The 25,098-nt window shown below is 38.3% G+C and carries 16 protein-coding genes; 11 read left to right on the forward strand and 5 right to left on the reverse strand.

Annotated elements, in window-relative coordinates:
- Nucleotides 1-161 precede the first annotated feature (161 nt).
- From ABMA79_RS10725 to ABMA79_RS10735, 3 genes are all read right to left on the reverse strand, one after another.
- Nucleotides 162-5,621: a zinc-dependent metalloprotease gene (locus ABMA79_RS10725; RefSeq protein ID WP_393092499.1), complete on the reverse strand. Its 5,460-nt coding sequence runs from the start codon at nt 5,619-5,621 to the stop codon at nt 162-164.
- Between the two features lie 36 nt (nt 5,622-5,657).
- Nucleotides 5,658-6,497 (reverse strand): hypothetical protein, encoded by an 840-nt coding sequence (locus ABMA79_RS10730; protein ID WP_392860301.1) that lies wholly within the window; start codon nt 6,495-6,497, stop codon nt 5,658-5,660.
- 390 nt (nt 6,498-6,887) lie between these two features.
- The gene (locus tag ABMA79_RS10735; RefSeq protein ID WP_392860302.1) at nt 6,888-7,568 is read right to left on the reverse strand and encodes a M14 family murein peptide amidase A; all 681 of its coding nucleotides are present in this window, start codon (nt 7,566-7,568) and stop codon (nt 6,888-6,890) included.
- Nucleotides 7,569-7,813: 245 nt separating this feature from the next.
- Here ABMA79_RS10735 and ABMA79_RS10740 point away from each other — a divergent pair, with 245 nt between their 5' ends.
- The 3 genes from ABMA79_RS10740 (at nt 7,814) to ABMA79_RS10750 (ending at nt 9,351) form a co-directional block, all read left to right on the forward strand.
- Complete coding sequence (locus tag ABMA79_RS10740; protein ID WP_392861016.1) at nt 7,814-8,284, forward strand: ribonuclease H; 471 nt, start codon at nt 7,814-7,816, stop codon at nt 8,282-8,284.
- A gap of 90 nt (nt 8,285-8,374) precedes the next feature.
- Nucleotides 8,375-9,061 carry an FKBP-type peptidyl-prolyl cis-trans isomerase gene (locus ABMA79_RS10745; protein ID WP_392860303.1) on the forward strand — a complete coding sequence of 229 codons (687 nt, stop codon included), beginning with the start codon at nt 8,375-8,377 and terminating at the stop codon, nt 9,059-9,061.
- Nucleotides 9,062-9,198: 137 nt separating this feature from the next.
- On the forward strand, nt 9,199-9,351 hold the full coding sequence (locus tag ABMA79_RS10750; RefSeq protein WP_158246795.1) for a hypothetical protein: 153 nt from the start codon (nt 9,199-9,201) through the stop codon (nt 9,349-9,351).
- Here ABMA79_RS10750 and ABMA79_RS10755 read toward each other — a convergent pair.
- Nucleotides 9,348-10,259 carry a hypothetical protein gene (locus tag ABMA79_RS10755; RefSeq protein WP_392860305.1) on the reverse strand — a complete coding sequence of 304 codons (912 nt, stop codon included), beginning with the start codon at nt 10,257-10,259 and terminating at the stop codon, nt 9,348-9,350. The two genes, ABMA79_RS10750 and ABMA79_RS10755, sit on opposite strands and share 4 nt — an antisense overlap.
- A gap of 189 nt (nt 10,260-10,448) precedes the next feature.
- Here ABMA79_RS10755 and ABMA79_RS10760 point away from each other — a divergent pair, with 189 nt between their 5' ends.
- The 6 genes from ABMA79_RS10760 (at nt 10,449) to hemB (ending at nt 20,825) form a co-directional block, all read left to right on the forward strand.
- Nucleotides 10,449-13,310, forward strand: coding sequence for a tail fiber domain-containing protein (locus tag ABMA79_RS10760; RefSeq protein WP_393092502.1), 2,862 nt, complete (start codon nt 10,449-10,451; stop codon nt 13,308-13,310).
- Nucleotides 13,311-13,500: 190 nt separating this feature from the next.
- On the forward strand, nt 13,501-18,117 hold the full coding sequence (locus ABMA79_RS10765) for a hypothetical protein (protein ID WP_393092504.1): 4,617 nt from the start codon (nt 13,501-13,503) through the stop codon (nt 18,115-18,117).
- Nucleotides 18,118-18,165: 48 nt separating this feature from the next.
- Entirely contained in the window at nt 18,166-19,065 is a 900-nt protein-coding gene (locus ABMA79_RS10770) for a ParA family protein (protein ID WP_393092507.1), read from the forward strand.
- Nucleotides 19,066-19,095: 30 nt separating this feature from the next.
- A complete protein-coding gene (locus tag ABMA79_RS10775; protein WP_392860310.1) occupies nt 19,096-19,347 on the forward strand; it encodes a hypothetical protein in 252 nt (83 codons plus the stop codon).
- 42 nt (nt 19,348-19,389) lie between these two features.
- Nucleotides 19,390-19,821, forward strand: coding sequence for a SufE family protein (locus ABMA79_RS10780; protein ID WP_393055382.1), 432 nt, complete (start codon nt 19,390-19,392; stop codon nt 19,819-19,821).
- Between the two features lie 14 nt (nt 19,822-19,835).
- Nucleotides 19,836-20,825 (forward strand): porphobilinogen synthase, encoded by a 990-nt coding sequence (gene hemB / locus ABMA79_RS10785; RefSeq protein WP_392860313.1) that lies wholly within the window; start codon nt 19,836-19,838, stop codon nt 20,823-20,825.
- A 210-nt stretch (nt 20,826-21,035) separates the two neighbouring features.
- Here hemB and ABMA79_RS10790 read toward each other — a convergent pair whose 3' ends face one another.
- Complete coding sequence (locus ABMA79_RS10790) at nt 21,036-21,326, reverse strand: hypothetical protein (protein ID WP_392860314.1); 291 nt, start codon at nt 21,324-21,326, stop codon at nt 21,036-21,038.
- Nucleotides 21,327-21,377: 51 nt separating this feature from the next.
- On the opposite strand from ABMA79_RS10790, the gene ABMA79_RS10795 reads away from it, so the two are divergent.
- Both ABMA79_RS10795 and ABMA79_RS10800 read left to right on the forward strand, forming a co-directional pair.
- The gene (locus ABMA79_RS10795) at nt 21,378-22,781 is read left to right on the forward strand and encodes a TonB-dependent receptor (RefSeq protein WP_392860316.1); all 1,404 of its coding nucleotides are present in this window, start codon (nt 21,378-21,380) and stop codon (nt 22,779-22,781) included.
- Nucleotides 22,782-22,790: 9 nt separating this feature from the next.
- Nucleotides 22,791-25,097: a penicillin acylase family protein gene (locus tag ABMA79_RS10800; protein ID WP_393092510.1), complete on the forward strand. Its 2,307-nt coding sequence runs from the start codon at nt 22,791-22,793 to the stop codon at nt 25,095-25,097.
- Nucleotide 25,098: the final 1 nt, after the last annotated feature.

The raw sequence follows: 25,098 nt of genomic DNA on the forward strand, positions 1-25,098 counted from the left end.
ATGTATGCCTGCGAGAGGCAGGAGCCGAAGCAGGCCGTGGTCGCCTCTGAGTTGTTCGGCATCATTTTGCCATCGTGGCAAATGACGCCTCCAAAAAAAGAAACCCGCCTGGACAGGGCGGGTTTCAAATTTAAGAACAATTTATCGGTAGATGGTTTGGATTATTTTCCTTCCATCGGGTTAATCATTCTGAAGTATAGTCCAAGAAGTTTTACGTTTCTTTTCATATCTCCATAGAAGCTATCAACGTCTTTAGTAACTTTCATTTTCGTCATAGCTTCACCAACAAGCTGATCCATTTGTTGAATCTGTGCGAAGCTGTTTTCTTGGATATCTCTTAAGAAAACATCTCCTAGCTTGATTTGCTCGTTATTATTAAGACCTTGGATGACCTTAGTAATAACTGGTGCGAATAACTCAACTTGACCTTGCTCATTAACTGAAGGCATTGAGAAGTTATTCAGAAGGTTAGTGATCTTATTATCTAAGTATCTATCTTTATTTCCAGTCTTCGCCATTTGAATCATATCAACTGTTGAACAGTACTGCTCTGAAAGGCGACATGCTTCTGCTTCAAAAGCGATTGGTACGATGGCCTGACTTAGTACTTGGTTGATATAGTCTAGTGTTACACCTTCAAGACCAATGTCATTCATCATCGCTGTAAATTGTGCTGATACAAAGTATGAACCAGCTTGTTTAACAAGTGCTCTTTGAGCAAGGAACCCAGCAATCATCTCTTTTTGATCTTGTGAAGCAAGAAGAGCATTGATTTGAGCGAAGTATTTCTGCATCTCAGATTTAATTGCTGCTGCATCTCCAAGAGCTGCTGCCATTTCAAGCTCTGTCTTTTGAGCTTTCATTGTATCTTCAGTTGCATCTTGTGCCGCTGGAGTTTGTGCAAGTTGAAGTCCTTCAATTTGCGCCTTTTCCCATTCACCAAAGAATGTTGACCAACGCTCATCGTGAGAAATTAACTGCATCATACTTGCTTTCTGGATAACATTACCAGCTACATATGAATCTTGTGCGTAAGGTACATATGCTTTTCTGATATCTGTTTTCTCAGCTACATAATCCTCAGGGATTTGGTAAGTTTGCCCTTCGTGCTCAAAAGTTTCAGTAAGTAGATCTCTTTGAGAGATGTGGTTTACCCAAAATGCACGTGCAGGGTTAGCTGTTTGTTCAAATGTATCAATATTACCGTAAACTAGACCACCAATTGCAGCATAGTTTGTTTCAACTTCACCAACTTCAACGCTGAAAGCTCCGTTAGTTAGTGGGATATTACGTCCTGTTGCTGGGTCATATACTAGTGGAGTAACTTGACCAGAAAGAACTTCTCCAATTGTTGATTGTACAATTGAATCTTTAATATCAATTCCAAATAGATACTGCTCTAGTAACTGGTATGGAATTCTTAGAGAGTTTGAACGGTACTTGTATGAGTATGACTCAGACTCTGTAAGCGCTACAAGAGCAGCTGCTTTGTCATATTCGATACCACGGTTCTTCGCTCTATATGAGTCACTATCAAGTGAGATTGCTTCGTTCCACTTTGTTTCGACAACCATTGGCTTTTGAGTCGCTACTTGTAGAACTGTTCCATCTTCAGCTGTAACTTCAGTCTGTGTTGGTACTAGAGTTGAAACAAATCTCTTATTTCTTTGTGCTTCAGTATCAAGTCCAGCACCTGGAGTGATATCTGGAGTCGCAACTACTGACTGTAGGAAGAATAGTGACTTGATTACACCATTTACTAGGTCGTTAGTTGTAGCATCATGAGTTGCTTGATCTGCTTGAGAGTACAACTCAGGAGTGTAAATTAGGTGATAGAATACTTCTTCGTTCATCATTCTTAGCTTATAGAATTTATCCATTAGCCAACCAAATGCTGCTCCACCGTAGAATTCCTTACGCTTACCTGGGAAGTAGATATATTCGTACATCTGACGGTAGTCTGAAATTTGGTAGTCTACGATTTCTTCAAAAGATGAACCAAAGTCGTGTCTGTTACACTGAGGAGAGTTTCCTGCGTCCTCATCTGAACAGAATCTGATTCTCTTAAGGCCTGCTTCTGCCATAAGTCTATGCTTAGAGATATTTGCAGGGTTACCATTTTCACCAACAAGTGCATCAACTACATCTTGAATTCTTACTAGGTGGTAGTATAGACCTGGTTCAAATTCAGATTCAACAGAAGATACCTTAACGTCAACACCATTGATCTCAATCGATTTCTTTCTTGAGTTAGTGTATCCTTCAAGCTCAACCATTCCTGTATAAGCTGCACGTAGTGCGTATACATCGTATGGAGCTAGGCCATCGTAAGTTGCGTGGTCATCAATTGTATAGTCCATAACTGAAGATGAAGTTCTCTTCGTTTCTTTTTCACCAGCAAATAGCCAGTTTTTCTTATCAAATGAACCAACGAAGTTGTGACGTAGACCAAGGTTGTGTCCAATTTCGTGAGCAAGAGTAGGCATCCAAATATCAATTAGGATATCGTTCTTACCTTCATCTGTTTCTGCCATTTTTAGAACATCATAGTTCTTAGCAAGGTTGCTTAGAGCAAACTCAGCTGTTTCATGGTTACAGATTGGGTTCTTCTTACCATTTCTATCGTACTCCATAGCATGCTTGATCTTCGCTTGAAGAGTCTCTAGTGAGTTCTCTCCGTGGATTGCAGCCTGTAGTGCAACATCATCTTTATTAGCAATTGCTTGCCAAGCAGCACTTACTGCTTTTGCTTGCTTGTTATTAGCACTTGAGAAGTTAAGTAGAACTTCTTCTTTATCAATTGAGCTAGCTCTAAAGTCATTCTTCATTAGACGGTGAGCATCTTTGATTTTCCCCATCTGTGAAGCGATATTTGGACGCTTAATTGTCTTAAGTAGGTTGCTCTTTAAGTTAGTGTGAGCTACACCGTGACGGTGAGATTTCATCTCTGCTTTCTTCGTGCTTTGAGTTACTGTTTCACCTTCGATTTCAACTTCTACTTCACCTGAGTCTGCAACTTGAGTATCTTGACCAGCTGCTTGAGTCTTTGCCTTGTGCTCAGCTAAAGCGTCTTCGATTGCTTTTTTGTTAAGCTCATCTGCAAGGTTTTGAAGCTCTTTAGTAGGAGTAATATTCTTAACAAAATTCTTTTCAGAAATTGCCTTGTCAACCATCCAGTCGATTGATGACTTCATGTTACCACCGTATAGGTAAACAGAAGCAGATTCAACAACACCATTTCTTGGGTTAAATGATGGACCACCAAGACCAATAATTGAACTTGAAGTCGCTTTTTCTACCCAGTAGATGTGGTTACGTTGTAGGTCACCTAAGTGAGTTTTTTCCACAACTTCAATATCTACTGTCTGTGCTACACCATCTAGGTTGTAAGTAAGGTTAAGATTCTTTGTTCCTGCTGGAATAGAGTCATCTTTTTCAATCTTAAGAGTGATAACATCACCACGTCCTTCGTATTGAGTTCCTTTGAATGCGCGCTTGAAACCTAGGTTGATATCATCAACAACTTTTTGAGAAGAAACGATGATTTTATTTCTTAGGTCAAGTTCTGTCTTAGTAAGCTTTCTAACAATGTTTCCAGCTTTATCATATTTATTCGATGGAATTCCTGTCAGTACGTACTCGATATTCTTACCATTTCTGATATCAAATACCATCGGTAGGCCAACTGTTGTATCGAAGTTACGAGTCTGCTCAGAGTGTCCCTTTGGAACTAGCTTAGAACCAGTGAATAGTCCAAAGTTAAACTTCTTTTGAACTTCGTAAGTAAGGTTTTGCTCTGGCTCTTCATATTCGTGGTTGTACTTCATGAAAGTCGTTCTTTCTGTGAACGTCATTGTTTCATTCTGTGGTCCCCAGTAATCTCCACCAAAGTCTGAACAGTTAAATAGGTTACCTTTCTTATAAGTTGATTGAGTTGAAAAGTTTAAGTAGTCATCCTTTCCATCAACAACTTGTACAATATTATTAGTTTCAGTTAGACCGTGGGCCTTTCCACCACCACAAACACTCATTAGGTATGGATCAAGTGAAGTAAGAACATCACCAATTAGATCATTGCCTAGGTTTACAACTGCAAATGCTCTTTCGTCATTGTGGCTTGCTGGAACGTAAACGATTCCACCTTTGTCATTCTTACTTTCACGGAAATATTCCGCTTCGAAAGATAGTAATGGCTCAGTATCGTTTTTAGATGAACCAGTTCTTTGAAGAAGCGGTCTTGATCTCTTTACATGTACACGATCTGATTCGAAGTGAAACTTAACAATCTCAACATGGAAGCTTGCTTTAGAACCTGCAAAGCTATAGTTGAAAATATTTGGAGAGTCTTCTAAAACTCTTCTAAAAGTAAATTCTTGGTTCTTAAATTTTTCAAGTTTTAGCCAAGCAGTTGATAGTTCACTTCTGATCTCTGCTGGGTAGATCTCTTCTGGTTTAGAGTCTTTTTCTAGTTGAATAAATTTTGCATCTTCAGAGTTTGTGCTCGTTGAAATGATTGTTTCAGCTAGAATTTCTTCTTTGTCATCAAGGTTATACTTGAATTTAACGTACTTAATTTTTTCAGAAATTTCTGAACGTAGAAAACAGTTCTCAAGAGCGATTTTTGCTCTCTTTGCTGTATCAGCATCACATCTTGAAAATAGTAGGTTGAATCTTTCTGCACGAACTAGTTGTTCTTCATTATCAGTAAGCTCTTCTTTCTTAATAACACGAGCAAAATATGCTGTATTATCATTGTCATCTAAAATAACCTTAATAAGATCTTTGTTTTCAAAAACGTGGCCATCATGCTTTGAAGTAGTGAAGGCATTGTCATTATTAAAAATACGTTCTTCAAGTTGACCTACTGTGAATAGGTTACTTTCAACTTTGTCACGACGATAGATTGTCGCGATCTCTTTCTGGTTCATCCCGAAGACACCAGTGTATGTTCTGTTTTCGATTAGGTAGTCAACTTTGTAGTGAGTTGATTCAGAACGATCTTTTTCAACATATCTGATTCGTCTTGTCTTCTCATCAAGATCGTTTTTAACATTTTCTCTTTGGAAGAAGTCAACACCGTATTGAAATAATGGAATACGATCAAGCTTTGAAGCTTTGACAGGAAGAATATCGCGGATAATCTTATTCGACTGGCTTAGTGCTTTAATACTCGAGTTTACAGGAGCAATATAAGCTACTAGGAAGTTTGTTGTAAGATCAAATGTAATCTCGAACTGTTGTCCTGCTTGTTCAGCTGGAATAAGAAGGTCTTTTACAAGTACATTGTAAGTCTTATCGTTAGAGCTAACAATATTAATAGAGTAGAGAGTCTTTGCTTCACTACCTACACTTGTATCGATAAGATCTGTCGAAATATCATTTATCGAAAGTTCTTCTTGAGTCGCTACTGCTTTTGATTCAATAACTAACTTTGCTGAAGTAACAGAGTTCTTTGTTCGGTAAGTTTCTTGGGCAAAATCAGGCTCTTTGTCAGGAAGAGTTTTTGCACAACTTGAAAGAATAGCTGCCAATGCGAAAGCATGTGTAAGGCCTCTAAGCATTCCAAATTTGTTTTCATTTTTGATTTTCATTTTCTCATCTACCTTTGTTCTTTTTGTCATTTGTTCTTCTTTCTCTTTGTCTTCGTTATGTGTGTTCTAAATTTTTATTGTTAGTGATGCATAAACTGATGAATCTCTTTCATCAAATAGGTCGATCTCAACCTTTTTTCCATCTGGTGATAGGGGAGTTCCTCCAAATTCATGTCCTATTTCTAGGTTGTACTTAGGGCCAAAGCTGTAACCAACAGCTTGTGAGAACGAATAAGCATCTTTTGTGTTATTCTGATATGTCCAACCCTTCATATATGTTCCTCCAAGTGATAGGTATAGCTGATCCGACATGCTGTATGTCAGATATGCAACTGAAGAAAGACTATATGAAGTATTTGAGCTTCCAGTCATTGATGTTTCATACTCATGGAAGTTCTTGGATGCACCAAGAATAACTAATGCAGATAGGTCCTTAATCCCAATAACACTATCGGCTATTGATAGGCCTTCACTTAAGCTAATTCCTGCTTGAAGGTTAGAATATTTTCTCGATACCTTACTTGTTGGTAGTTTTATTGATGCTGTACCAAAAGAAACAACCCCATCAAATGGCTGAGAAGCCTTTCTAGTAAAGGATACAGACGTATCACTGATTCTACTTTTTCGCTCATCAACAAAGTCTTTTGATATTGTTGTTTTAGCTGCGAAGCTACCTTTATCTGTAATAATATTGAAACGAAATGAGTTATACATTCCACTATAATGGTCTGCTTCAGAAGTCTTTAATAAGTCTCTTGAAACTGTCGTATCGATTCTAGCTGACCAATTTCTAGTCGCACCCGGTGCTTTTTTGACACCTTGGATATTACTAGTGCTACTTTGGGCAACAACAGATGTTGTTGTAAGTGCTAGTAAAATTAATGAGATACACTTAAATGGTGTCACTCTGTCTCCTTTTTTCGTTCCTGAAAATGATATTCGTTCAATACTTGATGCAAATAGTGTGCCATTTGTTCAGTTTCGGACGAGTTCGCATTTGAAGTAAATATATAACAATAGGAGGTGTAAGACGCCGACTTTGGAAAATCTACAGGGTTGTTTAGGGAGTTGACGAAATTATGGAGAATATAAAGGGAGGCCGTGGGACGGCCTCCGATTACACCTAGGCCCAAAAAGAGAGAGGGATTATGAGGGATATTGGGGCCTAAATGATATTTATACCAAATTTAAAACATGGGCGCCGCAATGCAGCACTCTCATTTTGAATATGCCTTATTAACGGATTGGACGCTAGCTAAGATAAGTTAATTTTGTTTAAGAAGAGTAAATTAACTTTTAGAGGAATCGTTTCAAAATTCCAGACGTGATCATTTCTTTGAAGCCGACTTCATTTTCTTGCCAAACTTCTTCGACAGTAATCCCTGTGTCGACAGTTGGACATTCAAAAGTGAGCACTGGCGCACCAAGATCGACACTTCCATATGTTCCAAGTGAGCCTGGAGTTGGGTAGCCGATATCATCTGCAATAGGATACTTATTGTGCTTGGCCAAAAGCTCTGCCACATCCTTACAGTCACCATTGTAATTCACAATAGGCTTCCATGAGTGGATCGATAAAATAAAGGCCGGTGGATACTCTTTAAAGAGTTTATCTAAATATTGGTTTTCAGGTTCACTTAAAGGTGCTGTTCCCGGGTTGTACTTGGCCTCTTCAAATTCACCCTCCCAACTCTGAGTAGGAAGGTTACGATTTAAGTCAACACCATTGGCATTAATACGTGTGCCAGCATGAACCCCGTCCTTATTAACAATTGGAATGATAACTAAAGGTAGATCAGTCTCTACTTCATTTTTGAGCCACGAAAAGATTTCTTTTAGACAGTGAACTCCCTCGATTTCATCTCCGTGAACTCCTGCCATGAGGTAGATATAGCGAGATGATTCAACTTTATTTTTAAAAGCTTCGATTTCAAGATTGTTAACTGTTTTACCTGACTCTAATTTTATAAATTCCATAAAGAAATTGTGGTGGAAGTTTCCTTTTTTGTAAATGAAGATTTATACTTATGACTTTAAAAAGGAATCCTTAAGTAATGAAAAAGAAAAGCATACTAAAAACTTTAGAATATTTAGAAAGCGTTCTCGATACGCAAGACGATCATGATGCAATTGCACAACTTCGAGAAAGTGTTGAGCTTCTTGAAGATGTCGACAATGGTGTTGCAAGTGGTAATGGTCATTTTAGTATCCCGATGGAAGCAATGGGTGCATACACCGTTTATAGCGATGGCGGTTGTCGTGGAAACCCTGGGCCTGGTGCATGGGGTGCAATGGGACAAAACCCAGAGGGTGTGGTCTTCTTTGAGAGCTCTGGCTTTGAGTTTCAAACCACTAATAACCGTATGGAGCTTACTGGAGCAATTGAATCACTGAAATCATTAGAAAATGAATTAGAGGAGATGGGCCTTGATAATAGTCATGCGGCCTTTCTTTATAGTGACTCTAAGTATGTTGTTGACGGTATCACAAAGTGGGTTCCAGGGTGGAAGTCACGTGGCTGGAAAAAAGCCGACAAGAAAACTCCAGAAAATATTGAGTTATGGCAGAGCTTTGATGAAGTCGCAGGAAGATTTTCAAATCTACAGTTTCGTTGGGTAAAGGGACACAGTGGCCACCCTCAAAATGAGCATTGCGATATGTTGGCCAACAAGGCAATGGACGAAAATATTTAAGGCTTGAAAAGCGGACTAAAGCACTTTAATCTATTAAGATAAATATTAATTAGTAACTAGACTTCAATAAATTTAGACAAAGGATGTTAAATGAAGAAACTACTAGCAACAGTGGCAATTGCGCCATTACTATTTGTTTCATGTGGTAAGAAAGCTGAAGTAAAGCCAGAGACTGAAAATGATAAGATCTTTTATTCAGTTGGGCATGTTTACGGAAAGAGATTTAAAGATTTTAAACTTACTGAAAGAGAAATGAATAACCTTGTTCAAGGTGTTCGTGATGGTATGACTAAGGATGCAACTGATATTGATACAAGACAATTTGCATTCAAATTTAGAGATATCGTAAATCAGAGAATGAGTGAAGTATCTAAGACTGAAAAAGATGCTGGTGCAAAATTTCTTGCTGAATTCGTAGCGAAAGAAGGTGCTAAGAAGACTGAATCTGGTCTAGCTTATAAAATCATTGAAGCTGGTTCTGCAAAGAAGCCTGTTGCAACAGATACTGTAAAAGTTCACTACAAAGGTACTCTAAGAGATGGTACTGAATTTGACTCATCTTACAAGAGAAATAAGCCAATCGAATTCCCACTTAACAGAGTTATCAAAGGTTGGACTGAAGGGATGCAACTTATTGGTGAAGGTGGAAAGATTAAGTTAGTAATTCCATCTGAGCTTGCTTATGGTGACCAAGGTGCTCCTCCATCAATTCCAGGTGGTGCAACACTTACTTTTGAAGTTGAACTAATCGAAGTTCTTCCAGCTGCAAAGAAATAATTCCTAAACGAATTTATCAAATAATTGATAGGCCTTCTTAAGATTACTTAATGAAGGCCTATTTTTTTATCTCATCAAGTGACATTCAATTTTCAGTATGTTTTCCTTTTACTATTGTTTCTAATTAGGGAGGAAAGATGAAAGTAATTCTACTGATTGCCTTATTGTTACAACCTGTTTCTGAAGCTTCTTTCTTTAAGCATAAAAGAGAGAAAGAATCGTTCTTTGCCTATATCATTAGGATATTGATTAAGCCTTCAATCCCTCACGATGGAGAAGGTGATACTTAGAAAGCGTAACCAACAGATAGCCCAAACATTGTTTGATCTGTAGATTGCTGAAAGCCATCTGCAAATTCTTCATCTGCTTGGATAGCATCAAAATTTGCTTTAAAAATAAGTGACTGGGAAGTTGAAACTTTGTACTCAAGTCCTAAACTCACGGATGGAAGAAGCATTGCGCTTCCAACTCTTACAGTGTCTTGGATACTTGTTTCAGAACGCCCAAAACCAACTCCAAGTGAAACAAAGTAGCTGAAACGATAGCTCCAGTTATTATCGAATGATATTTTTAGCGCCGCTGTTCCCATCATTCTCTTCGTTTCTTGTTCAACGTTTGGGTTGAGGAGAGTGAGTAGGTCAAGGTCGTAGCGAAAGCCAACAATTGTTTGGAATGTCTGGTTTATAGGGATGGCATAATTGAATTGGAATGTATCCCCAGTTCTTGTGCCATCATTATTTGTACTAGAGCTTGTTGATTCACTTAGGCCCTGATTCTTCCCATAGAAGAATTCAAATCGATTATCATAGCGCTGAAATTGTTTTTCTCTAAGAGACATCTCTTCTTCAGCAAGCATCTTTCTATAATTTTCATCTCCAAGTATCTTTGGGATCTCTAACCAAACTCTTTCAGGAGAATAGTTAACTGTGACAATTTGTCCTTTCTCAAACGGGACTCTGATATTATTGTCTGTTACAATCCACTGTGAGTATTCTTTCGTTATAGAGATGGCACGAGCAGTAAAAGAGATTTCTTTCGAAGAGAATAGGGATACTTGGCCTTTAACGATATTATCTGCTCTTCCTTTACGAATAACAAAAGACATTCCGTCATTGGCAATATTTTGAATGACAATCAAGTTTGTATTGAGGTCGTATTTTTCAGCAAGGGCGTGATTGGCCAATGTTAGAAATGTCATAGTGACTAGTAGAGTTTGCAAAAATCTTTGAAAGCTATTCATACAAGTATTTTATAACCAATGACAAGTTAAAGAAATCATTGGCAAATACTCCTTATTTGCTCTTGTTAACCAAGTGCTTTGGTATAGTAATATTAATAGTTTAACTTTATTTATTAATCTCCGATATGAAATTAGGGATTTATGGATATGAAACTTAATAATACTTTTTACATTCTCTTAGTTGTACTTTTTATTGCGTGTAAACCTGTTAGCAATACAGGCCGTGATAATACTAACTCATCGGATACATCTGACCTTACGAAAAGACATCAGATTACACTTATTGAAGTTTCTTCAAATCAGCTAATTCTCAATGGAACAAATCTTTCAACGATTAGTGCGGTTAAAACAAAGAATGGCCCACAGGTTATCAACTTAAATATTTTATCAAAGTCTGCAAATATGGTGAGGCTAGGGGTTCCTAATGGTTTAAAAATCGTTGGTGGCTTTATCTATGATCTAATTGTAACAGATGCCTTCGGACAAACTGTAACATCTGTTAGCTTTGATGTTCAAAATAGTTCGATTTCAACAAGTAAAATTCAAGACGGTGCAATCACAAACTCTAAGTTAAGCTCTCTTGGTGCTTCAAGCGCTGGTCAAGTTCTACAGTATAATGGTGCTTCATGGGTTGCGGTTGATTATCTAGGTGGTTCTAATTATTTAGGACGTCTCATTCTTGATACAGGTGGGGGAGTCACAGCTCCTTCTGTTGCTGGAGTTAATAATGGTGACTTCTATGTTGTAAACGACGCTGCACCTGTTGCAGGTGATTTAAATGGTGATGGTAATGTCGAAACCTTTACAGCAGGTGATATTATTCGTTTTAATGAATCAACAAATAAATGGGATCTACAACTAAGTAATGGTAGTTATGCAGGACCATGGGATATTAATGGCTCACATATCAGACGCACAGGTTCTGGTGGAAAAGTTACAATCTCAGATGACCCATATGAAGGGCCATCAAAGTTAACAGTAAGTGGAAATATTGCAGGTCCTACAACTGCAGAGGAAAGTATTCTTCTTCATGTTGGAGGTAACGTTAGTTCCGGACTTGGTTCAAGTTGGGCAAGAGCTCTCTCTTTTGGATTACGACAAGAACATAACGCTACGATGGGTGTTTACGGTAATAACACAAATGTTGGTGGAATGAACTTCTTCTTTATCGATGTTGATGGAGATGGAGATAGCTTAGCATCAAACTTCTGGAACTCTGCAGAGTTCTTCATCGATTCAGCAGGACGTACATCTATTGGTGGTGTTCCTGATCCTCTCTACCTTTTCTACGTTTACGGAAACTCTGGTATCAACGGTAATTTAAATGTATCTTCAACGATAACTGCGGCCAACTTTGTTGGAGATGGCTCAGGTATAACAAATATTAATGCTGTTAACATGACAAATAGTGGAACAACGACAATTACAGCTGGTAGCTCTGGCCCAGGTGATATCGCTTTCCAATCAGAGTCTTCTGACTTTGCTCTTTACGATGCAAATGGAAATTTATCTTTTGGACACACATCAAATTTAGGAACATTTAATGCTACTGCACAAATTGATGTACGTAGTGATTCTGGAGATGCGAGTGGACAGTTTTATTCTTATGGTGGCAATCAGTCATCAATCAATCTTGCAAGCTCTCAAGGGCTAATAACTGCACCGTCAATGACGACAGCAAGTGATGTTCTTGGACTATTAAACTTTGGTGGAGACACGGGAAGTGGAATTGTAAATACGGCAAGTATTCGCTCTACTGCGACTGAAAACTTTAGTGCAACAAATCTTGGTACTGAGTTAAATTTTTATACGACAGCAAATACAACAAATACTCAACAAGAGAATATGAGGCTTACTCATAATGGAAGACTACTTGTTGGAAGTACTGTTGTTTCTGATACTTCTGGTTATCAAATGGTTGTTGGTGGTAGTACTCAATTGGCCGGTAACCTAAATGTTACTGGGATTTCACAACTTAGTAATACAATTGTTTCAGGGACTCTTTCACACTCTGGAAACCTTTCAACGACAAATCTAACGGCGAGTGGGACCATTCAAGGAAATGGGATTACTTCGACAGGTGGACTTACAAATACTGGCGCATTTAATACAACAGGTGCGGCCGTTGTTAATGGGACTCTTCAGGTAACAGGTAATGCAACTTTTGATAGTGATATTACCGTAACTGGTGACGTTGATTTTGGTAATATCTCTGTTAACACTATTGCTGGGGATGCAACCACAAGTTCTGCATTTTTTGGCCAGGTGACTTCTGCACAGAAAATTATTTCACAGGGTGGAATTGATAATGTCGTGTTTAAAGGTGGTACGTTAAATAATTTTGAAGTTTTAGTTGATAATGGCTCAGGTATTAAGCTTGGAAACTTAAATACGGCAGGAGCTGTAGGCTCAAATTTACCTGTGACAATTTCTACTGCAAACACTGATCGTATGACTGTTACGGCCGCTGGACGTGTTGGGGTAGGAACGACAACACCTTCGGAACAATTTCATGTGGTAGGGAATCTAAGAGTTCAAGGCTCGACAGATTGTACACTTGGAGCTGGGGCCGGAGCAACAAATTGTACTTCAGATAAGAGACTCAAAGATAATGTGACGGAGATTGATCATGCCCTTGATAAGATCAAGGCCCTTAAAGGTGTTGAATTTGATTGGAATGAAAAATCACTCTCTCCTGGAATGCACTCAATTGGTGTCATCGCTCAAGATGTTCAGGCACAATTTCCAACGGCCGTTATTGAAAATGCAGATGGTTGGCTATCTGTTGATTATGCTGTTCTTGTTTCGCCACTTATTGAAGCGGTTAAAGAGCTAGATGAGAATATGGCCATGTATAAGGTTATGAGTGAAGGTGTTGAGGCCCAAGTTTCAACAAATACTCGTGAGATTGCTTCTTTGAAAGAAGAGAATAATAAGCTTAAAGAAGAGAATGAAGAAATGAGAGAAGCACTTTGCTCACTTAATCAAAACTTTAAGTTCTGTCAGTAGGTGATCGCGCTTGTCAGATATTTTAGGCGCTTTCTCTACTTGTTCCATTTCTAAGTATCCAATATCACATCACTCTAGAGGCAAGATTAGCTATCTTCTATAATATTGAAATAACGTAAGTGTTTATTTGTCTTTGTTTAAAGTTAAGAAATATTTTGGCGATAAGTTATTGGGATACTTGGGAAAGATAATGAATCGTATACTTTTAATTTCAATATTTTTAAGTGCTTTCATCGGCTGTACACCGCAGATGAATTCTTTAAAGCAGGCAAGCTGTGATGATGGGCACTACTTTGATGAAATCACAAGAAGTTGTATTCTTGATGTTTCTCCAAAGGCACCGGTTATTACAACAACTTCAGTTTCAATGATTGAAGATGCGGCCAAGACAAGTTTTCCAATTTCTTTCACAGATCAAAATGGGGGAATACCTACTTCATGTACTATTGTTAATAGCGCAACAGGTTTAAATCAAACCATAACAATTGGTTCAATGACATTTGAAAGAGTAAATACTTGGCAGAATGCAATGAATCACTCAGAGCTTTATCTTGAACTTGTTGATAACCCATCTGTTTCGGCCGGTTCTGAAGTCGTTTCAATTGCAACAAATACAATTACGGTTCAAATTGATGCAGGCTTTTCAACTTCTCTGCAAATTATTAATGCAATTAACTCAAGTGTAACAATTAATCCAATCATTGTTGCAACGATAACTGGTCCAAATACAACGGAGAGTCCAACACCTGGAATTAAAATGTTAGGTGCAACTTGTGAGTGTATTAGTGGTACTTGTTCGATGAATATTGAGCCTTCTCGCCATACAAATGGATCTTCATATATTGACTTCTACATCAGTGATGATGATGGAGATAGTGCTGTTTCAAGGTTATATGTCGATGTGACAAATGTTGATCAAGCACCAAGTGTTGCTGCAACAAGAAGTGCGACTGTCGCTGAAGATTCTCTCATTACTTTTGAATTTGATAGTGAAGTTAATGAAATACCTGTCTCAGGTTACTTTGATTATGATGGTGACTTTGCAACTTACTGTATTGCAAGCTCGGTTCATGCAAGTGTACAAAACTCAAATATTTCATGTAATTGTTCACTCGGTAAGTGTACATTAGCGTTTACTACTAGTGCCGATTATTTCAATGCGGCCGCAGAAGATATGGTCGAGTACCAAATCTATGCAAATGGCCAGTATTCAAATACTGGAGTTGCTTCAGTTCGAATCACTGAAGTTGATGATGAGCCAGTTGCTGCAAATATTATTACAGTTACTGTTGATGAGGATAGTACTGGAACTCCTGGTGCTCAAACGGCAGTCGGTCTCTATTTCCCAACTGCATCTGATGATTCTTACATGGGATTTCCAAGCTCTGATCTACGATATAAATTTAAAAATTTAACAAGTTACCCTGATATTCAAGGTTCTTGTACAGGAGCTCCAGGAGATACTTTCCATGCTAATAGTGTGGACGACGCTACTTTTTGTAATCTCTTCTTTGATGGAGATGCAAATGGTGTCTTTACTGTCGAGTATCAAATTTCGGATTCTCCATTACCTTTAACAAGTATGGCAGACTTCCATACAACAGGTTATATCAATGTTGTCATCAATGCTAAAAACGATCCACCGGTTGTGGCAGGAGGTCCTTTTACGCACACGATGAATGAGTCTTCAGATTGGAATAAAGTAAGTGAAACAATTTCTCTAGGAAGTGTTTCTGATGTCGACAATACAACATCAACTCTTACAGTTTACTTCATTGATGGAAGCGGAAATCGTATCAACACGATGGCAGGGCAAGGATCTCTTGCTGGTACTGAAGGAACAATTAAAGATTGTGCCATTTCTTCAGGTGGTGCTATTACATGTTTATATGAAACATTAAATGGTAATAGTGCTAACACAATGGGAACTCCTGATGACTTCCAATTTGTTGTTAGGGATTCAAGCAATGCAGAATCAGTTGTACAAAGTCTTGATGTTATTGTTCAAGAAACTTCTGATGCCCCTGTCATTTGTAATTATTCAGTTTATGATCGCCGCGCAGGACGTACTGAATGTGGTGTGAATAATTGTATTGGTCATGGAGCGCCTAGCTTCAATCCTACTTCTCACGTAAGTGATAATCCTGTTGTCTATTTCGATCGTACTAATGGACTATGCTATGAATCAGTTGATACTGATGACTGGGCCGTTGCCTCAAATAATGGTGTTCAGAATGCAAGCTTTATGAGTGATGTTATCGTAGGTGAAAAAGAAGATATCATTATTGATAATGTTATTATCAGTGAAGGTGGAAGCATTAATGAAGCTTCTCAAACGGTAACGATTGAAAATGTTGTTTCAACTAATAATGTTCTTATTCAGCCAATGAATATTCAATTCTTAAAAGATACTGACCTTGATGGTGAATATAGTGAAGCAGGGGATCTTGCTGCTATAAATGGGGCCATGGCCAGCGGAGTAATCGATAATGGAATATCAATCAATGAAATTCTTAGAATCAAAATGATCCCAACGGCATCGCAATTTGGTGAAACGACAATTTCATTTGACCTTGTTGATAATGGTACTGGTGCACCAAGAACATCTGTTTCTTTCAAAGTTAGAGTTGAGCCTCAAACAGTTGCTCACCACGGTTGGGCCGATGTAAAAGCACTTGGTACAAAAGTTAACCACTTTGGTATTCGAGTGGAGTCTAGTTTTACTTGTTCTCACTCTCTTACAAAATGTGATGGTGGAAATGAGTGTTACGGAACAGTTTCACCAGCTAATAATATTGTCCCGGATGCGCCTGGAGCAATTTATCGTACGGCATCTAATCAGTGTTATTACTCAACAGGGACAACTTCAAATGATTGGGTATTAGTTAATAAATCTGTTGCTTGTAATATTTCAGAAGTTAATCGTGATTATACAACTAATGGACTTCTAGAAGATACAACGACGACTTGTGATGATCTTGGTAGTGCAAGTTGTATTGGTGATGTTACATATGACTCAGGTGATGCATCATCTGTTAGTGTTGTCTTCAACTCTCAAACTGAAACATTATTAGCAAGTGATAATGATGGAAAATTCCTATTTAATACAGGTTACCGTGCAACAACGGGTGAAGATTGTTTCTACTCTGATGGGACAAATTGGATTCCATATCATGGAACTTCAAGTGTGAATCTTGAATGGGAGAACTTCACTGTAGGTACATCTGGAGCAATTCAAGGTTATAATGTCTATCGTAAGAAGGCAGGGCCTCTTCATACTTTTAATTACAGTAACCCTCTAAACCGAAGCCTTATTACTTCATCAAATACATATGTTGATAATGGGGAGAACTCACGTTTAGCTCCTGTTCCAAATCACACTTATGTCTATGAAGTAAGACCTGTTCTAAGTTTTACGAATCAACTAGGTGATAATGAATCTTTAGAGATTACAACAAATAATAATGTAGCGAAGCTAACAGTCGTTGCTCCTCAAGAGAACTTTGCCTTTGTTCACCGCTGGATGGTTAACAAGAAGGCATGTGAGATGATGCATTCAGACTCTTTCATTGATAGCAATTATGTATGTGAGTACAAAGGCTTTGGTGATACTGCTTCTGCTCTTGGGACTATTGGCTCAATTTATGACTTTGGCAAAGACTTACTTGTTCCTCGTTTTGAAATGGGATGTCCGTATTCTAAAACAAGTTGTGATACAACAGATGGACAATGTGTCGCTCAAAACCTAGGTGCTTATGATGGGCCAGATGGATCTGTTTTCTATGAGAGATCAACAGGCTCTTGTTATGTAAAAAATGGGGTATGGCAGAGTTTCTCTAATCAGACACTTGATTCAGCAGTGGCATTTCAATCTTTCTTGCCACCGCTAACAAATATTACAAATGCTAATGCTGTAAATGCATGTACGACTCTAACAGGGTCACCGACTATTGTTGGATATGGAGCGGCGACATCTTATAAGCTTCCAACACGTGATGAGCAGATCGCTTATAGTGCTTGGGATGTAAGAGCAACTTCTGATGCTAATATCGAAGTTGTGGAAAGGGGACTAGCACTTAACTCTTCTAGTAAATGTAACGCATCAGGGGCAAGTGGCCTTGAGTCTTCGTACATGGATATTGATAATTTAAGTTCATCTGATATTCACACTATCCCTGGAACAAACTCTTCAGGTATTCGCTCACTTCATACAGGCTCTGTATTTACTCAGGACTGTACTTCGGCCTTTGGTGTACAAGATGCTGTCGGAAATGTTGCAGAGATTTCAAATACTGCATATGGCTTCAACGCTAATATCTACTCTTTTGCCTCAATCGTTTCGACTAAGGCCGATATTTATGGTGGAACAGGTGATTACCTAATGGATTCATTTATTGGGCCATGTAATGACTCGGATGGGGACAATGATTGTGATCTTGAGCTTGATAGCCACTTATTCGAAAATGTTTCAGATTATAGTGCAAGATACTTTAACTATGTTTTTGGTATTCCTATTTCTAACGCCGCTAAGGCCACTGAAGATGCCATGCCTGGAAGTGTCATTAATGACTATACTCTAAGAATTGGTTCAACTGCTGGAATCACGAACTCTCAACTTCATGATGATGAGATCTTTAGAATCTTTAACAACACTAATGGAGTTAACGGAAGTATGGTTAGTGGTGGTGATTACGCAAGTCTTTCTGGTGCCGGTGTCTACGCATTTGAATTTCTTCCTGATACTGAGGCGAGTAGTAGAATTGGTCTGCGTTGTGTTATCGAACTTGACCCAAATCAGTATGACTAATTGGTGCCAACACTTAAAATTATGATATAATCTCTGAGTATCATGACAATGAATGATTCTTGGGAGAAGGTTATGTTCTTTGGTCGCAATCGTGCTGAAAAATCACAAGACTTAGGAAAAGGAAAAATCATTTCTTTTCTTAACCAAAAAGGTGGAGTTGGTAAAACAACGATGTGTTTTAATACGGCACATGCCTTGGCCCAGAAAGGACATAAGGTTCTTGTCATTGATATGGATCCTCAGGCTAATATGAGCTATCTCTTTGGCCACGAAGAAAGCCGTGATAGCATTAGTATTTTCAACCTGCTACTTAACTCTGTAAAAGAGCTTAAGCATATGCACACTTCAACTATTTTTGAAAAAGTCGTATTTAAAACAGATGTGGGTGTGGACCTTCTTCCATCTGCCCAAGAACTATCTGGATTTGAATTATGTGTGGCGGGAATAAGTTCTCCAAGACAAATGATTTTAAAGAAATATGTTGAGCAAGCTGGAATTAGAAAACGCTACGACTATATTCTTATTGATTGCCCACCAACACTTGGACTTCTCGTTGTTAATAGTATTTGTGTGAGTGATGGAGTCATTGTTCCTTTTAGGCCTGATGACTTTTCAATGAAAGGACTAGAGCATTTCTATGGAATGCTCTCTGATATTGAGGATATGGAAATTGTTAAGCTTCCTGAGATAATCACGCATATTCCAAATCTAATGGACACTAGACGTAAGCAAGAGGAAAGTGATCTTGACGAGATTAAGGAACTTATTCGAAAGGTAACTGGAGATGACCGCTTTATTGCTCCATTCTTTAATAAGGCCCAGATTGTGAAATCTCAGGCCGCTAAAAAGTCAATCTATGCCTATAATTCCAAGGAATATCGCCCGCTACATGAACAATTTAATAAAATCGCAAATTTAATTGATTCGTGGAATGATTCGACTTTATAACTATAATTAAGAGACAAAAAAGGAGCTTTCGTGGCCACAATTAAGAACCCATTATATGTTGTAACTAACGAAGGACGTGACGTGGAAGGTGTCGCTACTTATCTTGAATTATTGGTAAAGAAATTTGGTTTGCAACCATACCTTGATATTTTAGACTCAATGATTGCGATGCTAACGAATCAAGTTGGAAATTACGGATTTTTCATTGCCCTTCAAAACTTTATTGACCACATTGCCGCTCAAATAGAAAAAGTAGTGGAGTTTGCTTCACGCATTATCTAAAAAATGCTAGACTCCGATACATATTGACTTAAGGAGTTCATTTTGCAAATACAAGAAAGAGTTGACGCACTTATTTCAGAATTCAACGGCTTTGGCGATTGGGAAGATCGCTATATGCACATCATCTCTCGTGGAAAAGAGATGGAATCCCTACCTGAAGATTTACAAAAAGAAGAATATAAAGTGAAAGGATGCCAGTCCCAAGTATGGCTAATTCCAGAGCTTAAAGATGGCAAGGTTTACTTTCGTGCCGACAGTGATGCGGCCATCGTAAAGGGAATTGTTTCAATTCTTGTTGGTGTTTATTCGAATGCCACACCAGATGAAATTCTTGCAACGAAGCCTGATTTCTTAGATACAATTGGCCTTCGCCAACACTTATCAATGTCTCGTGCCAACGGACTTTCGAGCATGATTAAGCAAATCTCAATGTATGCTCTTGCATTTAAAACTAAAATTCAAATGGGATTATAAAAGGGACTATAGAGATGTATTTAAATAATATTCGACCAAGAAGAAATAGAAAGAATCATGCGATGAGATCTCTTATGCGTGAGACGACTCTGACTGTAGATGATCTAATTATGCCTCTGTTCGTTATCGACGGACAAAATCAAACAGTACCAGTGACATCTATGCCTGGGATTAATCGTTACTCTCGTGATCTTATCGTTAGGGAAGTAAAAGAGCTTTGGAACTTAGGTATTAAGTGTGTTTCACTATTTCCTGCCCTTGATGATTCAATTAAAGATCGCTTTGCTACTGAATCAAAGAATCCAAATGGCCTTCTTCAACAGACAATTAAAGATATTAAGAATGCTTGTCCTGATATGCTTATCATGACAGATGTTGCAATGGACCCTTACTCAAGTGATGGCCATGATGGGCTTGTTTGTGAAAAGACTGGTGAGATTTTAAATGATGAAACACTAGATATTCTTGCGGCCATGGCACTTGCACAGGCCCAAGCGGGAAGTGATATCATTGGCCCATCAGATATGATGGATGGCCGTATTGCGGTTATTCGAGAGGCCCTTGATAGTGATTCATTCACTAACACGCAAATTATGTCTTATACGGCCAAGTATGCTTCAGCATTCTATGGGCCTTTTAGAGATGCTCTTGATAGTGCACCTAAAGCAGGTGATAAGAAGACTTATCAAATGGATCCGGCCAATACAATTGAGGCCTTACGTGAAATTGAACTTGATGAAGCTGAGGGAGCAGATATCTTAATGGTTAAGCCAGGAATCAGCTACCTTGATATCATCGCTAAGATGAAAGAGCGTACAAATCTTCCAGTTGCTGCATATAATGTGTCAGGTGAGTATGCAATGGTAAAAGCCGCTGCCCAAAATGGTTGGGTTGATGGCGATGCTGTAGCAATGGAGATGTTAACGAGCTTTAAGCGCGCTGGATGCGATATGATTTTAACGTATTTCGCTAAAGAAGTGGCCGTTCAATTTGCCAAAAACTAATTCTATTTAATCTTTGACCTTAATAGGGATGTAGGCCTTAGCTCTTTTTTCGCGGGCCTGCTTCTCTTTCACTGAAGCAATTCCAACTAAAATACCGACGATGATAACAGGAATCCACATAATCACTCCTTGGTTCCTTTCCTAAGGATATTATAGCATCGTTATCGGATAATATTTGATAAATCTAAGTCAATTTTTTGTGAACTTCACCTAAATACTTGAATCTACGTAGTCTTTTAAGACTTGAGCAGACTCTTTGGTGCCGTCTTTAAACCACTTTGCCTCAGGATAACTGACAATATGGATACCTTCACGGCATTTTCCGAGGCAGTCGCTTGATGTAACCCTAACAACACCCTTTCCATATTTTTCATTGAAATAAGACTTCAATTCGCTCTTTAGGGCCATGGCATCTTCAAGCATAGGGCACTCATTCTTCTTACAGCTCTTGCAAATAAAGATGTGTTTTTTAAAGAGATTCGTGTCGTGTTCTTTTGCCATATAGAGTCCTAAGCTGTTATTATAACTAAAAAAATTTAAGGAATTTATACTATGGATTTTTGCCAAATTCTATCAGCAAAACAAAAAGCATTACAAATTAATTTAGATAATAAAGTTTACGGCAGTTTCGCAGAAATTGGCGCAGGACAAGAAGTTGCACGCGAGTTCTTTAGAGCTGGTGGGGCGGCCGGTACTGTTGCTAAGACGATGTCTGCTTATGATATGCAAATCTCTGATGCGATCTACGGTGTGGAAGCGTCGGGACGTTATGTTTCACAAGGTCGTCTGCATACGATGCTAGAGACTGAGTTTACAAAGATGTACAAGCGTCTCAAGGATCAAAGAGAAGAAGGAACGAAATTCTTCTGCTTTGCCGATACTGTTGCTGCAAAAAGTTACTCGGGACGCGGTGAGTGTCACGGTTGGCTTGGTGTTCGCTTTCAACATGAAGCAGGAGCTGCACCATCTGATCTTATTCTTCACGTAAATATGCTTGATCAAGAAAATCTTCAGCAACAAGAGGCCATTGGTTTTCTTGGTGTAAATATGATTCACAGCTGTTTCTACAATACGAGTGATTCTTCTCATTTAGTTTCATCTCTAATGGATAACCTTTCAGCAAGTCGTTTAAGAATTGATATGATTGACGTTAGAGGCCCAGCCTTTGATGGTATTGATCCACGTATTCTTTCTTTAGAACTTGTTAAGAGAAAGTTTACTTCGGCCGTGATGTTTGATGAGAATGGTAAAGTTGTTCAAATCAAGGATTACTTATATCGCAAGCCACTTGTTGTTCTTAGAGGTTCTTTTAGGCCACCAACAAAGGGTAATGTTGATGCTCTTAAAGTTGGGCGTGAGCTATTATGTACAAGTGAGAAATGTGAGAATGTTGTGACTCTTTCAGAGATTTCAATGTCAAAACTTCTTTCTCGTTCATCATCAATTGATAACGCTGACTTCTTAGCTCGTGTTGATTTACTTGCAAAGATTAAGCAAAAAGTTTTGATCACAAATTTCGCTTCTTATTTCGAATTAAATCAGTTCTTACAACCAATTGCTAAGAATCAAATTGCTTTTATTACAAACACATATAACTTAAATGAAATTTTAAATATCAAGCACTATGAGAATACATCTTTTGGAATTCTTGGTGGCCTTGGAGAGTTATTTGGACTTAACACGAAGTTATACCTCTACCCATGTGCCGATGATCATGACTCAAAGAAACGCTTAAGCTTTGCGGATGTAACTTATGATAGCTCGCTAGAGTTTCTTGTTAAGTACCTTCGTGAAAATAAGCTAATCGTTGATCTTGAAGGTTATGATCAAGAAGCATCAGGAATCTGGTCTCGAACAGTTATTGAGATGATCGAAAAAGATGAGAGTGGTTGGGAAAAAATGCTTCCAGAGGAAGTCGTTGAATTAGTTAAAAGTAACAATCTATTTAAGAATTAAGAGATCATCATGAGAAAGATTCTAGGTATTGCTATCGGCCTTTTTGTTTTAATAATCGCTTCTGTTTATTTTATGCTCTTAGGCTCTTTCCCGGTAATGCATGGAAGTCTTAAAATCGATGGCCTAAATGGTTTAACAAAGATTTATCGTGACCACGAAGGTGTTGTTCACATCGAAGCGGACTCTCGCCACGATATGAATTATGCTCTTGGTTTTTCAATGGCCAGTGACCGTAGCTTTCAATATGAACTTATAAGTCGTGCTGGGCAGGGAAGACTTGCCGAAATCCTTGGCCCTGATCTTGTTGCTGTCGATAAACTTTTTCGCACTTTAAATTCTAAGTATATTCGTGAAGGTATTTTGGCCTCTCTTGATCCGGTTGTTAAAAAAGACCTTGAATCATTTATGGCCGGCTATAATTACTATCTTGAAAATAATGTAAGGCCAATTGAGTTTTTCTTATTAGGAATTAGGCCAAAGAAAATTGATATTGAGGATATCTATGGTGTCTTCGTCTATCTAAACTATAGCTTCTCTCCATTTATGAGAAATGAAGTTGCTTATCAAAGTATTATGGCCAAGGTTAAGCATCGTGACTTCAAGTATTTATTTGCTAATAACGAAGTTGATTTTTCGAAACGTTTAAGACGTGTCGTTGATGCAAGCTTTATCGACTATGAATCACTTTTAAAAGGTATCGGGACATTTACAGGCTCAAATGCTTGGGCAATCTCTGGCAAAAAGACAAAGTCTGGAAGCCCAATCCTTGCAAGTGATCCACATATTAATTTCTCAGCTCCAAATATTTGGTATGAAGCAAATATAAAGAATAAAGAAGAAGGCTTTCATATGTATGGTCACTTTCTACCACTGATTCCATTTCCGGCCATGGGACATAATCGTAAGCTCGGTTGGGGATTAACTATCAGTTATACAGATGATGTTGATCTCTATCAGTTAGAAGATGATTTTGAAGTTGTTCGCATTGAGGATTCACTAATTAAAGTTAAAGGTGAAGACTCAATTGATTTTCAAATTAAGTGGAGTGAAAAAGGGCCTGTTGTTAATGAGATCGTTCAGGCCGTAAATAAAGATGCCAAGAATATCGCCGCTCATTTTAGCTTTTTTCAAGAAGGTAATAAACCGATTGAAGGTTTTTATGGGCTAGGCCGTGCAAAGAACTTAGAAGAGATTAAGAAGGCCACAAGTATTGTAAAGTCCCCTGGCCTAAATATTGTCTATGCTGATGCTGATGGTAATGTTGCTAGACTTATCATGGGTGATAGCTATAAGAGGTCTCATCCTTTTGAGTCAGATCTTGTACAAACTCCAGATCGTAAAATTTTAGGCGTCTATTCATTTGATGAGAAGCCACATGAAATTAACCCTGAAAATGGTTTTATTGTTTCTGCTAATGATGCACCTAAGACAATGAAGGAAGGAATCTATCATCGTGGAGGTTGGCACTCAGATAATCGCTACAATACAATCCTAAAGTCACTCGAACTTCGTGATAACTGGGATATGGATTCTCAAAAGATGGTACAAACTGCAAGCTTTAGTACGAATAATCGCAAGATGCAGAAGATCATTCATAATGCAGTTAAGAAATATCCGATGAGCTCTCTTGAAGAAGAGGCCCTTGAAGTTTTTATGGATTGGAAAGGACACTCTCGTAAGGAGCAAGTTGCACCTACAATATTTCATGAAACTAATATGCGTATCCGTAAACTTCTAATGGATGAGATGGGCGAGGACTACACTAAGTATTGTAAGGCCATCAATTCTTGGATTTTCTACTATCGTCTACTTGATACACCATTTGATAATTGGTGGGATATTGAAAAAACTGCACCTGTGGAAGATCGTGATACTGTTGTTGCTATGGCATTTAAAGAAGCTGTCGCGTACTTAAAGGACGAACTTGGTGAAGATATAAGTACTTGGCGTTGGGGACGTGTTCACCAACTTACGATGCCTCACCCTTTTGCAAAGAATAAGTACCTTGCAAAACTATTTAACCATGGGCCTTATGAGGCAAATGGCTCGATCAATAGCATTAATCATATTCGACGTGTTTCTTGTGACAGTGGGCATACGCCAGTAACAGGGCCTAGTACTCGTCGTCTTATCGATTTTGCTAATGTTGATATTTCTTATGGAATTCTACCTTTAGGAAACTCTGGACATATGCTTTCTCCTTATTATGATAATCAGAGAGAGCGTTTTATGAATGATGAGTATCGTCCTCAAATTTTTAGCTTTGATCTTATGAAGAAGTCAGGCCCTAAAGTTTTAACTCTAAGGCCTTTATAGA

Origin of the sequence: Halobacteriovorax sp. HFRX-2_2 (assembly GCF_043196705.1) — a bacterium.
GTDB lineage: Bacteria > Bdellovibrionota > Bacteriovoracia > Bacteriovoracales > Bacteriovoracaceae > Halobacteriovorax_A.

Bases quoted from the DNA above. Each gene is read 5' to 3' on its own strand.
- ABMA79_RS10735 (WP_392860302.1), bottom strand. From the start codon at position 7,568: ATGGAATTTATAAAATTAGAGTCAGGTAAAACAGTTAACAATCTTGAA.
- ABMA79_RS10765 (WP_393092504.1), top strand. From the start codon at position 13,501: ATGAATCGTATACTTTTAATTTCAATATTTTTAAGTGCTTTCATCGGC.
- ABMA79_RS10740 (WP_392861016.1), top strand. From the start codon at position 7,814: ATGGGTGCATACACCGTTTATAGCGATGGCGGTTGTCGTGGAAACCCT.
- ABMA79_RS10750 (WP_158246795.1), top strand. From the start codon at position 9,199: ATGAAAGTAATTCTACTGATTGCCTTATTGTTACAACCTGTTTCTGAA.
- ABMA79_RS10725 (WP_393092499.1), bottom strand. From the start codon at position 5,621: ATGACAAAAAGAACAAAGGTAGATGAGAAAATGAAAATCAAAAATGAA.
- ABMA79_RS10790 (WP_392860314.1), bottom strand. From the start codon at position 21,326: ATGGCAAAAGAACACGACACGAATCTCTTTAAAAAACACATCTTTATT.
- ABMA79_RS10755 (WP_392860305.1), bottom strand. From the start codon at position 10,259: ATGACATTTCTAACATTGGCCAATCACGCCCTTGCTGAAAAATACGAC.
- ABMA79_RS10800 (WP_393092510.1), top strand. From the start codon at position 22,791: ATGAGAAAGATTCTAGGTATTGCTATCGGCCTTTTTGTTTTAATAATC.
- ABMA79_RS10760 (WP_393092502.1), top strand. From the start codon at position 10,449: ATGAAACTTAATAATACTTTTTACATTCTCTTAGTTGTACTTTTTATT.
- ABMA79_RS10745 (WP_392860303.1), top strand. From the start codon at position 8,375: ATGAAGAAACTACTAGCAACAGTGGCAATTGCGCCATTACTATTTGTT.
- ABMA79_RS10770 (WP_393092507.1), top strand. From the start codon at position 18,166: ATGAATGATTCTTGGGAGAAGGTTATGTTCTTTGGTCGCAATCGTGCT.
- hemB (WP_392860313.1), top strand. From the start codon at position 19,836: ATGTATTTAAATAATATTCGACCAAGAAGAAATAGAAAGAATCATGCG.
- ABMA79_RS10795 (WP_392860316.1), top strand. From the start codon at position 21,378: ATGGATTTTTGCCAAATTCTATCAGCAAAACAAAAAGCATTACAAATT.